This window comes from Desulfamplus magnetovallimortis, from assembly GCF_900170035.1.
GTDB classification, from domain to species: domain Bacteria; phylum Desulfobacterota; class Desulfobacteria; order Desulfobacterales; family Desulfobacteraceae; genus Desulfamplus; species Desulfamplus magnetovallimortis.
This window is the reverse complement of the sequence record NZ_LT828554.1, coordinates 52,996-66,272: the sequence shown is the minus strand read 5'-3', so window position 1 is coordinate 66,272 and position 13,277 is coordinate 52,996. Positions and strand designations below refer to the sequence as shown.

The 13,277-nt window shown below is 42.8% G+C and carries 14 protein-coding genes; 3 read left to right on the top strand and 11 right to left on the bottom strand.

The window, feature by feature from the left end; genetic code table 11:
- The 4 genes from MTBBW1_RS20320 to MTBBW1_RS20305 form a co-directional block, all read right to left on the bottom strand.
- Entirely contained in the window at positions 1-3,741 is a 3,741-nt protein-coding gene (locus tag MTBBW1_RS20320) for a DUF6079 family protein (protein WP_080806571.1), read from the bottom strand.
- Positions 3,742-3,757: 16 nt separating this feature from the next.
- On the bottom strand, positions 3,758-4,264 hold the full coding sequence (brxF, locus tag MTBBW1_RS20315) for a BREX-3 system P-loop-containing protein BrxF (protein WP_080806569.1): 507 nt from the start codon (positions 4,262-4,264) through the stop codon (positions 3,758-3,760).
- Positions 4,265-4,289: 25 nt separating this feature from the next.
- Complete coding sequence (locus MTBBW1_RS20310) at positions 4,290-4,502, bottom strand: helix-turn-helix domain-containing protein (RefSeq protein WP_080806567.1); 213 nt, start codon at positions 4,500-4,502, stop codon at positions 4,290-4,292.
- A gap of 162 nt (positions 4,503-4,664) precedes the next feature.
- Entirely contained in the window at positions 4,665-5,069 is a 405-nt protein-coding gene (locus MTBBW1_RS20305; protein WP_245809490.1) for a class II glutamine amidotransferase domain-containing protein, read from the bottom strand.
- A 422-nt stretch (positions 5,070-5,491) separates the two neighbouring features.
- Between MTBBW1_RS20305 and MTBBW1_RS20300 the strand changes: the two genes are divergently transcribed.
- Positions 5,492-5,785 (top strand): hypothetical protein, encoded by a 294-nt coding sequence (locus tag MTBBW1_RS20300; protein WP_080806564.1) that lies wholly within the window; start codon positions 5,492-5,494, stop codon positions 5,783-5,785.
- On the opposite strand, the gene MTBBW1_RS28590 is transcribed toward MTBBW1_RS20300, so the two are convergent.
- From MTBBW1_RS28590 to MTBBW1_RS20290, 3 genes are all read right to left on the bottom strand, one after another.
- Positions 5,763-5,939 (bottom strand): hypothetical protein, encoded by a 177-nt coding sequence (locus MTBBW1_RS28590; RefSeq protein WP_186441560.1) that lies wholly within the window; start codon positions 5,937-5,939, stop codon positions 5,763-5,765. The genes MTBBW1_RS20300 and MTBBW1_RS28590 overlap by 23 nt on opposite strands.
- 354 nt (positions 5,940-6,293) lie before the next feature.
- Complete coding sequence (gene feoB / locus MTBBW1_RS20295) at positions 6,294-8,582, bottom strand: ferrous iron transport protein B (RefSeq protein WP_080806562.1); 2,289 nt, start codon at positions 8,580-8,582, stop codon at positions 6,294-6,296.
- 3 nt (positions 8,583-8,585) lie between these two features.
- Positions 8,586-8,822 carry a FeoA family protein gene (locus MTBBW1_RS20290; RefSeq protein WP_080806560.1) on the bottom strand — a complete coding sequence of 79 codons (237 nt, stop codon included), beginning with the start codon at positions 8,820-8,822 and terminating at the stop codon, positions 8,586-8,588.
- 190 nt (positions 8,823-9,012) lie between these two features.
- Here MTBBW1_RS20290 and MTBBW1_RS20285 point away from each other — a divergent pair, with 190 nt between their 5' ends.
- Positions 9,013-9,561 carry a metal-dependent transcriptional regulator gene (locus tag MTBBW1_RS20285; RefSeq protein WP_245809489.1) on the top strand — a complete coding sequence of 183 codons (549 nt, stop codon included), beginning with the start codon at positions 9,013-9,015 and terminating at the stop codon, positions 9,559-9,561.
- Here the strand turns inward: MTBBW1_RS20285 and MTBBW1_RS30440 are convergent.
- From MTBBW1_RS30440 to MTBBW1_RS20270, 3 genes are all read right to left on the bottom strand, one after another.
- Positions 9,458-9,784: a Uma2 family endonuclease gene (locus tag MTBBW1_RS30440; RefSeq protein WP_080806558.1), complete on the bottom strand. Its 327-nt coding sequence runs from the start codon at positions 9,782-9,784 to the stop codon at positions 9,458-9,460. The two genes, MTBBW1_RS20285 and MTBBW1_RS30440, sit on opposite strands and share 104 nt — an antisense overlap.
- Positions 9,785-9,919: 135 nt before the next feature.
- On the bottom strand, positions 9,920-10,501 hold the full coding sequence (locus MTBBW1_RS20275; RefSeq protein WP_080806556.1) for a lytic transglycosylase domain-containing protein: 582 nt from the start codon (positions 10,499-10,501) through the stop codon (positions 9,920-9,922).
- Between the two features lie 215 nt (positions 10,502-10,716).
- Positions 10,717-11,097 carry a hypothetical protein gene (locus MTBBW1_RS20270; RefSeq protein ID WP_080806554.1) on the bottom strand — a complete coding sequence of 127 codons (381 nt, stop codon included), beginning with the start codon at positions 11,095-11,097 and terminating at the stop codon, positions 10,717-10,719.
- Positions 11,098-11,385: 288 nt separating this feature from the next.
- Here MTBBW1_RS20270 and MTBBW1_RS20265 point away from each other — a divergent pair, with 288 nt between their 5' ends.
- Positions 11,386-12,066, top strand: a complete 681-nt coding sequence (locus MTBBW1_RS20265; protein ID WP_080806551.1) for a small multi-drug export protein — start codon at positions 11,386-11,388, stop codon at positions 12,064-12,066.
- A 193-nt stretch (positions 12,067-12,259) separates the two neighbouring features.
- On the opposite strand, the gene galU is transcribed toward MTBBW1_RS20265, so the two are convergent.
- Positions 12,260-13,138, bottom strand: a complete 879-nt coding sequence (galU, locus tag MTBBW1_RS20260; RefSeq protein ID WP_080806549.1) for a UTP--glucose-1-phosphate uridylyltransferase GalU — start codon at positions 13,136-13,138, stop codon at positions 12,260-12,262.
- Positions 13,139-13,277 lie beyond the last annotated feature (139 nt).

Below are 13,277 nucleotides of genomic sequence, written 5' to 3'. Positions count from 1 at the left end.
CTACTCCAGGACGATACGGACCTTCGCCGGGTCCTTGCCTTTGGTCAGCTGGTCGATAAAATCATCAAACCGCTTCTTGATTTCGGCAGGTGTTGCCGGACCACTTTCAATCTGCAATGCTTTCTGCAGCTCCTGCGCTTTAACCGATACTTTTACCAATCCTGACAGCACCTCTTTCAGGGCATGGACAAAGTTGGTATCCAACGGAACCGGGAGCTCCCTGGATTTGATAAACGCTTCCAGCGGCTCACGGTCATCCACTTTCAGCAGATCCATATTAGCTTGGGTTATCGGGTCTTCCAGATTGCCCAGAAGTGTTGATGTCCAGTTGCCCACCATGGCATCGAGATCATTGTCCATCTGCTCAATCATCTGCGAACCTTGGGCTGATCCAGTTTCCAGCGACGGACGGAATCCGCAGTGAGGACAGGCCGGTGTGGTTTCCAGATTCTGTTCGGTCAGGGCAAAACAGCTTTTCAGTCCGGCCAGTCGGTTCTGGTAATCCGTGAGCTGCTGTCTTGGCATTAAATCAATGCCTGCAAGTTTCAGTAGCGTCTGCAGTCGGTGGTCTCCCATCAAGGCTGCTTTGCGTTTGTCGTCATTAACACCCAGCCGGGCTTTGGTATGCAGACCGATATAAACAACGATATAATCTTTCTTGAGCTGCTGAAGCTTTGCTCCGACATTCTGGGACTGGCTGGCCAGTTCAGTCAAATCTGCTTGCTTTAGCATTTCCAACACATCCTGACGGGTCGTTTTCATGCGATCGACCCAGTCATGCTCTGGCGGTAAAACACCTTCGGCTGTTGATAACCAAGAGGCTGTCGGGCTGTGATCCATAACAAATTCACGCAGGGCATCCAGATCATCCAGTGCCTTTACAGCCTTTTCATGGGCTTTTACTTCATCCATGCTGTAACGAAAATTTTTCAATTTACCGGGAGATGTATAGGCTTGAAGCGACTCAAAGAAGGTCTTGGCACCATCCAGTCCTGATGCCTGATTTGCCAGATCTGTACCACCAAGAAGATTCAGTCCCCAAAACGAAAGACCTTCACGCAAGGTCTGCTGTGTCATCACAATCCGTTTAACAATCTTGCCAACGGACTGCTGAAGATTTTGAATAGGTTCATCATTCCCTTGAGTGACCAATTGAGCCATGCCCGGTGTCATGCCGAGAAGCTCGAACATGGCCTTGAGTGCCGGGATATTCCATTCCTTGGGCTGCTCAAGGTGCTTGAATCGGATCAGTTCATCCATGCCGGTTGCCGCAAGCTGCGCAAGGCCGGTGGCGTCGAATTTTTTACCCGGGATAGACAGGACAATGTCACCGGAGTAAACCAGAGCAGCGATCAATACCGTTATCCATTCCGGCTCAAGTCGGGAGCCGCCCGGATTCATATATTCCAGGCCGTGGTCGTCCTGAATGATTTCATTTCGATTGATGACCTGTCCATGACCTTTGGCTTTTACAATATCAAGGATAAAGCGGGTGTATTTGGACTTGTAAGCCTCTATTTTTTCACCATCCAGAAGTTCCAAGGCATCCAGCACCGCAGTTGCCTGTTTCGTTCGGTTCTGACCGCCGATCGCCCGGAGTGCATCCTGTGCCGCCTGGGCCCTGTTTCTTCCGGTGATCAACACCGGGAAAAAAGGATAATCCGGCGCCTGGTTCTCAAAATGCGGTGCCAGGCAGATGCCGGCAATGGTGTTGATCAAATCTCGAAAGTTCACGGTTTCATGGGGTGATAGGCCAGTTAAATCGCGTATTGATTTCCCCTTTGCCCAATCAGTCATGGGCTTTCTCCTGCCCTGATAGGTCAGTTCAAACGCATTCCCCATATGCTTCTGTAACCACAGAACCAGTTTTTTCAGAAACCCGTTCGCTTTGGCTTCATAGGTGGCCTTGGCATGACCTGAAGAGGTGCCCGCTAAATCGAGTGCTGCAGCATAGCTTTTCAGTGATGTCTGGAATTCTTCGCCGGTCTCTTTTAAGGGCTTTAAGCGGAAGAAGACCTCATCGCTAACCTTGTCGTCTTTAAAACGCGGCGGGTCGTTTGGCTGAATGAAGTAGATGTAAAAGTCCCGCGTCGGTACGGCAGTAGATCTCTCATTGGGTGCACCGAAAAAGAGATAGCCGGAGCGGGCAGCCTTGTGATCCTGCCATACCAGTTCATGCTGCCAGATTTTATAGCCGGTCACATAGGTCGAGTCCTGACATTCCATGACTCGTTTCAAGGCTTCGTAATAGAAGCGGTCGAGCTGGGCATCACCCAGGCTCTCGGCCCGTTTGTCAATCAAGGCGTCAAAGTCATCGGTTTTTTTCAGGTCGAGATAAAACTGGCGGTTATCCGCGTTAAAGGAGATGAACTGCCCGCTGACGGTTTTATGTATTTCCCGAAGAACGGTTTCAACGTGGGTTTGCAGATCCTTGTCGGGTTCGTCACTACCCAGTTCTGCAATCAATGGATCAAACAGACATAGACGGTCTCGCAATTCTTCGGCACTGGCTCCCATTGGTGCGTAGATATCACCAGTCGTCAAGCGGTGTAAGGATAACGCGTGGATCAGGCGCAGTGCCATCGGCTTGTATTGCTTGCGGGTGATGGCGTTTTCGATGCGTGATTCCAGCACTTGACTACAATCAATCACCGCCCGGATTTCTGGAATCGCACGGAAGGATGCATTTTGTTTTAAGGTACTCCAGTAGCTATCAAAGGCGATCAGGCCGGGTTGGTTGTCCGGGACATCTTTATCCAAAACGCCCTTCATGCCCATGGAGAGGGTTTTAAGGACTTCACGCTTTTCGACAACGGTCACTCTTTCAAATGTGTCTATGTAATCAGGGTGTACCGGAAACAGCCGGACGAATTCGTCCATACGCTCGTTAAGGCCACCATAATATTTGGCAAAGGTCGTGAGGTATTCTCTGATCTTGGCCTGTTGCTCCGTGGTTTTCTTTAGTAAACGCTCCGCAACCACAAACTTAACATCGCTGCGGGCAATCAGGATCTGTTCGAACCGGTCTTTTACCCGGCGGATACTGTCGGCTACAAAGGCAAATCTCGGGCTGTCAAATATGGCTTCCTGCACACCGGCCATGAAGCGGAAACGAAGATCCTTACAGACTTCACCGACCTCGCGGAGGAAGTTCAAATCAAGAATAAGCTCCTGATCCTTTCGAGTCCTCAGATAATCCAGCAGCTCATCGACCACCAGCAGGAGACCTTGCTCAGGAAACACCTCGCCAAACTTGGCCATCATGTCTTCAAAAGCCCGTTTATGGCTGGTAATCGTTCCCGAGTCCGGGAAGAGGTAATTCACGCCCATGTTCTCAAGATGCTCTTCCAGTTCTGCCACCAAAATATCCCTGAGTGACATGGTCGTTGCTCCGATCTCGGTTCGGATCACCTTGAATTTACCGGCAATTTTGTCTGCTTGTGCTTTAACGCTTTCATGATTTAAACTGTCAATCAGGGAGGCATCGGCGGCAACACTGGAAACGACAGACATCAAGTGCGACTTACCGGTACCGTAATTACCGACCACCAAGATGCCTTTGTTATCGAGTGGTTGCTCAAACTGAAGCTGAGGAATGACAAGGCGAACCATTCGTTCTGCCATTTCATCAGATACCACATAGGTGTTAACCAGCTGATGGGCGGCACTTGTTTTGTCAGCATCGCGCAGCTGAACCACCGATTCTATCGGATCAAATCGGATTAGTTCACCGTATTTCATATTCATAATCCTCTTTTTAAAAACGACACGAAGTGTCTTTAAAATCTACTGTTGCCTCGCCGCTCATGCTGACAACCAGAGTGTCTGTTAAATCGTAACTTCTATATTCGCGGTGGCCCGGCTCTGCATAGGTCAGCTTGCCTTTTTCAAAGGTGCCGTTCCAAGAGGCTACAACGGTTAAATTTCGGGATAGTCCCTGCAGCAGTCGCAAAGGGTCCTGCTTAAGCTCAACATCAAAAAGGATATCAATGTTATCCAGAAAAACCTTGTCCCCGTTACCGTTTACTGCCTGTGCTAAAATCTCAGCCAACTTCAATTGCCTTTGTTTTTCTGTTAATTCAAGCAGCTCTTTTGAAAGGCACAGATTGATATTGATAGGCTCGACGCCATGTAGTTTTGCCAAATTTTGAACAACAGAAGTTTTACCTGAACCACCTTTACCGACTATCAACACAAGACGGTGGTACAGCTCTTCCGCTGATTTGAGTGATCGTGTCACTTTATTTTCTATTGGCTCTGCCATTAGTTGCTCCTATCTGCGGCCATCATTATTTGTCCGGTTTCTCATCGGTGGTATGAGTAGCCGCGCCGCCAGCCTCAACCCATGCATCTACCTGATCTTTTTTGAATTTCCACAGGCGGCCCATTCGATGAGCGGGCATTCCGTGCTTATCGATCCACTTATAGACGGTATCCTTACCGATTCCAAGGTATTTGCATATTTCTTCCACTGACAACCAGCGATCATCTATTTCTGCCATGTCTCATACTCCTCTTGGGGGCTATTGCTTTTTGTCATGACCTCAACAGAGGCAGTTAAGGAATGTTGTAAAGACAACACTTCCAATTTAATTCACCTTGCAAATATACTGAGATGAAAGCCGGAAGTCAAATGTTCTTTGCCGATTTAAGCCGATTTAATTCTATTCTGATGGATACCAGCGTCCAGAGGCTATCCTCTCCGTATTATGGCCGATATTGTAATTGTACAACCAAACGGACCGGATCAAGTCGTTGGTCTCCACCGCCACCAGAACTCGCTTATAAATGTTCCCCTTGATGACGGTAATGGCCCCGGGATCGAGCCGTGAGGGCAGCACGGCGTTCATTTGGCAGCGACACAGGCACAGGGCCTTGCGGAAGCCACGACCGTCGATGGTTCCGTCGGGTGCGAAGCGGTCGGCCAGCCGGACAAGCAGCTCACTGTCCACCTCGGCATAGCGCGGCAGACCGAGCCTGCGGAACAGATAGTTCGCGTTGTAGATGGTGCCGTTATGGGTGCCGATGATGATGCCGGAGCGGATGATTGTTGCGGCTGTTGGATTCACTTCCCCGGGTGCGCCAGCGGGTGTGGCCCATGAGGATTACACTGTGGGATGCGACACAGATATGTGCAAATATGGCTTACAGGAATCTTCTCTATCAGGGATTTACTCAAAGCCAACACCTATGATCTTTTGAGCCTTGTCAACATTGTCTGAATCAGGATGTCCAAGATTAACAAGATAAGGCAGGATTATCTATCCTGAGCATCCTATCCATCCTGGTTATCCTGGTTCAGACAACTGCAATAACTTCTGAAAAAGCAATAAGATGTCGATTTTGAGAAGATAAGGCAGGATTATTTATCCTGAGCATCCTTTTCATCCTGGTTATCCTGATTCAGACAAACTCAATAACTGCTCAAAAAGCAATAAGGTGTCGATTTTGAGGATTTACAAAGGAGAATATCTATTTTCTATCTTGGGACATGGATCTTGATCTTGACGGAAACTCCCTTGCCGATGATGTTGATGGAGAACCTTCTGTAATAAACATCAAATACGCTCTTGAATCATGGGCAAAAAGAGCTGAAAACCTTGTAGTTTTCATGATTGACCACGGAGGGGATGAGCAGTTCAGGCTTGGGGAACTTGAGCTTATGGCCGCTTCTGATTTTGCAGGCTTTTTTAAAACAGCAAGCACCAATATATGGACAAAACTCAGCTTTATACAAGGATTTGAGACCTTTTTGTTCAACATCACCGATTTTGGATATTGGTAACAGAATCAATAATGCCGGAGCTGCAACTACAATTTCGGCACTCAAGTGAATTACAACCGGACTGCTTTTCACCTGAAAACACCTTTTTAAGATAGATGGTGCAGTGGATAACTGCTGCACCAATAATTATAACAACAAAAATTGAGTCAAACATTTTTTTCACTCCTGTAACTTATTAATTCTGTTTACTTAACTTACCAAAACTCCCCCTCTCAAGTCTGTAGGATGTGGCTGGGGGATAGGTGAATGGGCAAGTTATTCAAAATCAATTCCTTAGCTCGTAAGTCATAAGTTTTCTTAAGTTAACACCACACATAATATATTACTCAAGAGTCGTAAATTCTCAAATCCGTCACCATATATTGTGTTTTTTAATTGCTTGAAAGTACTATATTTAGTGATCATTGGAAGAACTTATGACTGATGAGTATTTTACCGTGAAAATGACTATCATTTTTATATTTGGGGGTGATTGATACGTAATCAATCATGCCCGTTTACATAAAATCTAAAACCCCATCATACTCCCTGCCTGATAAATTAACACTGCAAGCATAAAAGCAAAAAGAGTATTAAATACAACCGTAAAAACTCCCCATTTCCAGGAGCCAGCTTCCTTGGAAAGACAAACTACAGAGACAAAGCACGGGGCATAAAACATTGTAAATATCATCAGGGAGATAGCCGTTAATGGTCGCCAACCCGGAGTTTCAGATAGTTTCTTGGCAAGTGACTCCGGTTCTTCAGCATCTGTTTCACCAAGTGAACAGGCTGTTCCGAGGGTAGATACAATTACCTCCTTTGCTGCAAAACCGCCAACAAGGGCAATGTTTATGCGCCAGTCAAATCCTGCATATTCTGATACACTCTCCATTGCCTTCCCTGCCCTGCCGGCAAATGAGTGTTGTAAGATCGCCTGTGCCCGACTTTTCTCCAGTGTATCCAGGGCAAAAAATAGAGAATCTTCATCAGGTGATGATTCAATAATTTCCCTTTTCTGATTTTCAAACATGTCAGCTTTCTCATCAGGAAGCCCGGGAAATGTCATCATTGCCCACAAAAGCACTGATATTCCAAGTATCACAGTACCTGCCTTTTTTATATATTGCCATGTTCTCTCAAAGGTATGGATAAGTACACCTCTGACTGTTGGAAGACGGTATGGAGGCAGTTCCATGATAAAGGGAGTTGATTCTCCACGGACAATTGTTGCACGAAAAAACTTTGCCACAAGAAGAGCACCAAGCCAGGATATAAAAGTTACCATAAACATAAAAAAAGCCCTGTGTGCTTCAAAAAATGCCGCAATCAAAAGCATGAACACCGGCAATTTTGCACCACAATTCATGAAAGGCACAGTAAGAAGGGTTGCCATGCGTTCCCTTGGCGATTTCAGGGTTCTTGTGGCCATGATACCTGGTACTGCACACCCTCCGGCAATGCCGCCTGACAGGATAAAAGGCATCACAGAACTGCCATGAAGGCCAAAAACCCTGAAGACCCTGTCCAGCATAAAAGCTACCCTTGCAAGATATCCTGAATCCTCAAGAATGGAGATAAAGAAAAACATATACATGATAAGAGGAACAAAGCCGAGCACCCCGCCCACACCATCAATTACACCTGATATAACAAGTGATTTCAATTGTCCATCGGGCAAAAGAGTGTCAACAGTGCCACCAAGCCAGCCAAACAGAAAATCAAGCCAGGCAACAGGTCTTTCGCTGTAGTTAAATGTAAAATAATAGAGGGCATAGATTATAAACCCCATAATAACAGGTCCCATCAATCTGTGAGTCAGGATCATGTCCATTCTGTCAGATATCTGGAGTCGCTCCTCATTGTAATTACGGGATACTACCCCCTGTTTCAGAATGGAGCGTATATAGCCATATCTGTGATCTGCAATAACAGCTTCAGGGTCACTTTCAATTGTGTCTTCAAGATGCTGTGTCAAAGTGAAAAGAATTTGATCAATTTTCTGAAAGAAAGGATGTCTGCACAGATCTGATTCTCTCTGCTCAACTCCGCATGGAAGCATGCGATGTTCACAATCCCTGCATGGACATCCATTATCTGTTCCATGACCATATTCCAATGCAAGTTTCAGGATCTGTTCATCATTTTCAAGAAATTTCAATGCTATCCATCGGGCTGGATATCTGTCTGTTAAAAATCTGTTTTCAACAACAATTTTTTCAATTTCCATTAGAGCTTCATCAACATCATTGCCGTAGGAAATTGAGACAAGAGGATTCAGGAGATCTGCACCCTGTTTCCGGTCACTTACCGGAGGCAATTGTGGAGAAGCGCCAGAAAATGATTCAAGCAGTGCCTTTACTCCATTTTTACCGTTCCTGGCAACTATGGGCACAACCGGTACACCAAGAAGTGATGAGAGTTTTTCAATATCAATTGATATGCCCCGTTTATCTGCCACATCCATCATATTAAGTGCTATGCAGACAGGAAGTCCCATCTCCATAAATTGCAGGGAGAGATATAGGTTTCTTTCAAGATTTGAGGCATCCACGATATTGACAACCATGTCAGGTTTTTCAAGGGCAAGGTAGTCCCTTGCCACCATCTCTTCAAGGGAATATGCAGAAAGAGAATATGTTCCGGGAAGATCAATTACATTAAATTCCCGACCATTTAAACTGAAAGTTCCCTGCTTTTTTTCAACAGTAACGCCAGGATAATTTCCAACTTGCTGCCTTGCACCTGTAAGGGCATTGAAAAGAGTTGTTTTTCCGGAATTGGGATTACCGGCAAGAGCTATGGTTGAAGATATCATATTCTAATCTTCCACCTCCATCTCTATGTGATCTGCTTCATTGTTTCTTAAGGTCAATGTAAATCCCATGATTCGGAGGGCCACAGGATCATAAAGAGGTGCCCGTCCCTTAATCGAAAGTGGTGCACCAGGAACAAGCCCCATGTCCCGAAGACGCCTGCCCATCTCACCGTTGGCTCTTATTGCCTTGATAACGCCCCGCTGATTCTTCCTCATACAACGCAATGACATACATTTCATGTTTCTCTCTCCAGTTTTTATTTTTCCACAGTCACTTTTTAATTCAGAAAAGATAAAGTTTGATATACCAAACTTTATATCATGTCAACAACTATTTTTCATAGAAACCCTTCAATAATGGCTGAAAAGAGAAATGGAGTCCAAACAATGCTGTCTTGACTCAAAAACCAGCATACTGTAGTTGTATAGTATGAATAAAAAAACAAAAGGTGAAATGATGCATAAGAGAGTTGATTTAACGGAAAGCCTTGAAGATTACCTTGAAACAATCCTGATGCTTGAGGAGGCAAACCATGTTGCAAGATCCAGGGATATTGCCGCAAACATGGGTATTCAGAGAGGTTCTGTAACAAGCATGCTGAAAAATCTTGCTGAAAAAGAGCTTATAAATTATGAGCCATACGGTTATATAACCCTCACACCAGAGGGCAAAAACATTGCAAGGGAGATCACAAAAAGGCATGCTTTATTAAAGGATTTTTTTACAAGGGTGGTTCAGATTGATTCTGAAAAGGCAGATGTGATGGCCTGTAAGATGGAACACAGTGTTGATCGGGACTCTCTTGAAAAACTGACCCGATTTATTGAATTTATAGATAAATGTCCCAGAACAGGAAAGGAGTGGATTGACTCTTTCAAAAATTTCTGTATCGCTGGGGAAAAGGATTGGAGTGGCTGTTTTGCATGTATAAAGGAGTGCGAAAATCGTCATATGGAGAAGAGAAGCGACTCTGCGTAACAGCCTTAACCCTCATATCACTTGCAAAGACCATACATGAGGTTTCTTTAAGATGGTTACCCAATTCCCTGACAATATTTGAATTAATCCAGTTATGATTTTTACTTGCCCTTACCATGGCAAACAGCTCTCCATCTAAATACTCATGCTTAAATTCTGAGTTTTTTTCAAACTCAAGATAATCTTCGGGAGCTATTTTAATTTTTTTTGCAGTATCAATCATTATTTGGCATCCTTAATTTGCCGGTTTACACTTTTTCAATGGCAAAATAACCCAACGGTAGAGACGGAATGCATTGCGTCTCTACTCCAGACGAGAAGTGTAAAGTACTTTAATCTGATATGAAGGATGCCAAAATTACATATTTTTATACTGGCGATAGAGATCCATTACTTTTATTACATAATTTTGGGTCTCTTCATAGGGCGGGATTCCCCTGTATTTTTCAACTGCATAGGGACCTGCATTATAGGCTGCAAGGGCAAGTTTTACACGACCTTTGTAATTTTGCAACATTTGTCTTAAATACTTGCTTCCTCCCATTATATTCTGGAAAGGATTAAAAGGGTCTGAAATGTTAAGGCTACTGTAGTTCTGCGGCATTATCTGCATAAGACCTTTGGCACCCTTTGGGGAGACCGCCCTTGCATTAAATGATGACTCTGCGTATATGATAGCCTTTATTAGAGCAGTATCAAGACCATATTTTCGGGATGCCCTGTGTATTATGGCATCATATGTTGAGTGATCAACAGCCTTGTACGATCTGCCGGATCTTCTTCTTTTGCCCTCCTTCATATATAATTTGAAGTTTGAGCTTGTGGGAACATTGGTAAAATGTCGAACACCATTTTTATCAGTATAGGAGTAAATTTCAGCCAGAGCAAATGATGGCGTCAAAAAGATCAATAAAATAATGACATTTATTAAATTTAACATTTTTTCAACCTTCACCTGTTTGAGTTTTCTAATTTAATGGTATATAAATTACAATGTTTATCCTGCAAAAGCAGGTAATTATGAAAAAAGTCCACCCGAGTGACACTAAGTTCAGGGGGACAACCTTTTTACCGTGGAAATGGATACAAATTTCCATATTCGGGGGTGGCTGAATGCCGCCATGATCGTTTATTATGTTTGCTTAAATCTTTTTTTCATTCAGCATATTTTTTTAAAATGAATTTTACAGGAAAAGAGTCCTTGGACAGATATTCGATCATATTATCGGTAAATGTGTCCACAAGATCCTGAAAAACAGCGTCCTTATCTTTTGCCATGATAAAATTACGCTCTTTTTTATATTCAAACTGAACATGACTGCCAAGTTTATTTATAATATCATCAAAAGAAATATTTTGTAACTGTTCTTCTGTAAACAGCTCATTATCAATTGCAATATTAATACGAGCAACCATTGCAACAAGGTATGCATCCACACTTATTTTTCTTGATATATCAAAAATCTTTACACTCTGTCGATTATCAAGTTCCATCTCTTTAATGAATTTTTCTTTCATGGCAATTGAATTTTTCACTTTATTCCTTCATTCCTTTATCATGATTATATGTTATAGAAAATTGCCATAGTTTTTTTTAAAAGTCAAATCAAACAAGGTGTATGAAACCCTTTCCTTATGTCAGTCATGACTTATGGAGATGGCTAAAAGTGTTTAGCTTGACATTTATAGGAAGTTTGAATATTCATAAATCTTATTCGGTACCCTTCACATAATCCCGATAACACTTTTAACTTTCTTTATGTAATTCCCGATAATGATACCCAATTTTGTAATTTCTGGATTATTAACTTAGATTATCAATGGATGGCTATACTGAAATTTAGTGAAAACAAATACAAAGCATTGTTTAATACAACCGAGGGAAAGGTTTTCCAGATCGGTATTATTATGACTTTGGTACTTCTGGTTATACTTATTTATTACAGTATCAGCGAACCGGAAAAAGCCAGAGTGTTGGGTCTGGCTTTTTTTGCCCACAGTTTTGGAGGAAGAGCTGCCGGAATTGGGTTGTGTATTATGGAGGAATTAGGAATTTTATACACCATATTATACAATTTTTTTCTTGAGGTGCAGATAGTATTTATAGCATATTCTCTCTTTGTTTTTTCTGTAAACAATTCTTTTAACGTTAAGTGGATTGACTGTTTTGCAAAAAAAATGATGCAAAAAGCTGAACGGCATAAAGAAAAAATAAGAACTTACGGATGCATTGGTCTCTTTATTTTTGTTATGATTCCGCTTCCTGTAACAGGGCCTGTCATGGGTTCCATACTTGGATATCTTCTCAATATACCAGTATGGCGAAATTTTACATCTGTGTTTCTGGGTACTCTCTCTGCTGTTGTAATATGGGTGCTGGCTTTTGATTTCCTGGAGCAGCATCTCCATGCAATTCAATATATTTTTATGGCTATTATTGCATTTGTAGTTTTTTCACACTTAAAAACCATAAGAAAATGGCTTATTGAACTAAAAAAACATTAAATACAAGGTATGTTTCATTTATCTGTTTACACTTTTTCTGAACCATGATTTTCATGATTAAGGGATTAACCTGATTTTTAAATCATGTTAATCCTTAAATCCTTTAATCAGGATTCAATATTTCCCCAAAAGTGTAAACTAACTTTTGAGTTGATATGAAAAATGCCAAATATAACTGCGATTATATGAATAATCACCCACAAACACTTTTACCCATATCCATGATAAATTTTGAAAGACGCTCCTTCAAATCAGGTCTCTCCATGGCAAATGCAAGGTTTGCCATTTGAAATCCTGCCTTGTCTCCACAATCAAATCTTGTGCCCTCGAACTTGTAGCCAAATACAGGTTGAATTTCCAGCAACTGCTCCATGGCATCAGTCAACTGAATTTCACCGCCGGCTCCTGTTTTTTTCTGTCCCAGAAAATCGAAAATCCGCGGTGTCAGAATATATCTTCCGATAATTGCAAGATTGGAAGGGGCTTTATCAGGGGATGGTTTTTCAATCATTCCCTTGACCCTTACCACATTGTCTTCAATCTCTTCTGCATCAAGAATACCGTATTTATCAGTCTGATCCCTGTCAACTTCCATTACAGCGGCAATGCTTGATCTGAGACGATCAAACCTTCTGATCATCTGGGAAAGTACAGGTGTGGATGACTTGATAAGATCATCAGCAAGAAGCACTGCAAATGGCTCATCTCCCACAATATCCCTTGCGCACCAGATTGCATGGCCAAGCCCCCTTGGTTCATTTTGACGGGTATATATAATTGTACCGGTTCTTGGTACAAGTTCCTGTATCATTTTGAGGGTGTCCATCTTTTTCTTTTTTTCAAGAGTGAGTTCAAGTTCAAAGGATCTGTCAAAATGATCTTCAAGGGCCTTTTTTCCCCTGCCTGTAACAAAAATAATCTGCTCTATACCTGCATCAAAAGCCTCTTCCACAGCATACTGTATGATCGGTTTATCAACAACTGTCAGCATCTCCTTGGCCATTGCCTTTGTTGCCGGTAAAAAACGGGTTCCAAGTCCCGCCACTGGAAATACTGCTTTTTTAATTTTCATAAATACTCCTCACAAAAGTCTTATAAACAAAAATGATCGAAATAAACGGAAATGGGTAAGATGAAGTCCCCTAAAAAATTCAAATTTATATCTAATTCCGGCATCTTTCATTTATCGGTTCACACTTTTTGTGGCTTAT

Coding starts and splice junctions, on each gene's coding strand:
- MTBBW1_RS20320 (WP_080806571.1), bottom strand. CDS start 3,741: ATGAAATACGGTGAACTAATCCGATTTGATCCGATAGAATCGGTGGTT.
- brxF (WP_080806569.1), bottom strand. CDS start 4,264: ATGGCAGAGCCAATAGAAAATAAAGTGACACGATCACTCAAATCAGCG.
- MTBBW1_RS20310 (WP_080806567.1), bottom strand. CDS start 4,502: ATGGCAGAAATAGATGATCGCTGGTTGTCAGTGGAAGAAATATGCAAA.
- MTBBW1_RS20300 (WP_080806564.1), top strand. CDS start 5,492: ATGGATCTTGATCTTGACGGAAACTCCCTTGCCGATGATGTTGATGGA.
- MTBBW1_RS28590 (WP_186441560.1), bottom strand. CDS start 5,939: ATGTTTGACTCAATTTTTGTTGTTATAATTATTGGTGCAGCAGTTATC.
- feoB (WP_080806562.1), bottom strand. CDS start 8,582: ATGATATCTTCAACCATAGCTCTTGCCGGTAATCCCAATTCCGGAAAA.
- MTBBW1_RS20290 (WP_080806560.1), bottom strand. CDS start 8,822: ATGAAATGTATGTCATTGCGTTGTATGAGGAAGAATCAGCGGGGCGTT.
- MTBBW1_RS20285 (WP_245809489.1), top strand. CDS start 9,013: ATGAATAAAAAAACAAAAGGTGAAATGATGCATAAGAGAGTTGATTTA.
- MTBBW1_RS30440 (WP_080806558.1), bottom strand. CDS start 9,784: ATGATTGATACTGCAAAAAAAATTAAAATAGCTCCCGAAGATTATCTT.
- MTBBW1_RS20275 (WP_080806556.1), bottom strand. CDS start 10,501: ATGTTAAATTTAATAAATGTCATTATTTTATTGATCTTTTTGACGCCA.
- MTBBW1_RS20265 (WP_080806551.1), top strand. CDS start 11,386: ATGGCTATACTGAAATTTAGTGAAAACAAATACAAAGCATTGTTTAAT.
- galU (WP_080806549.1), bottom strand. CDS start 13,138: ATGAAAATTAAAAAAGCAGTATTTCCAGTGGCGGGACTTGGAACCCGT.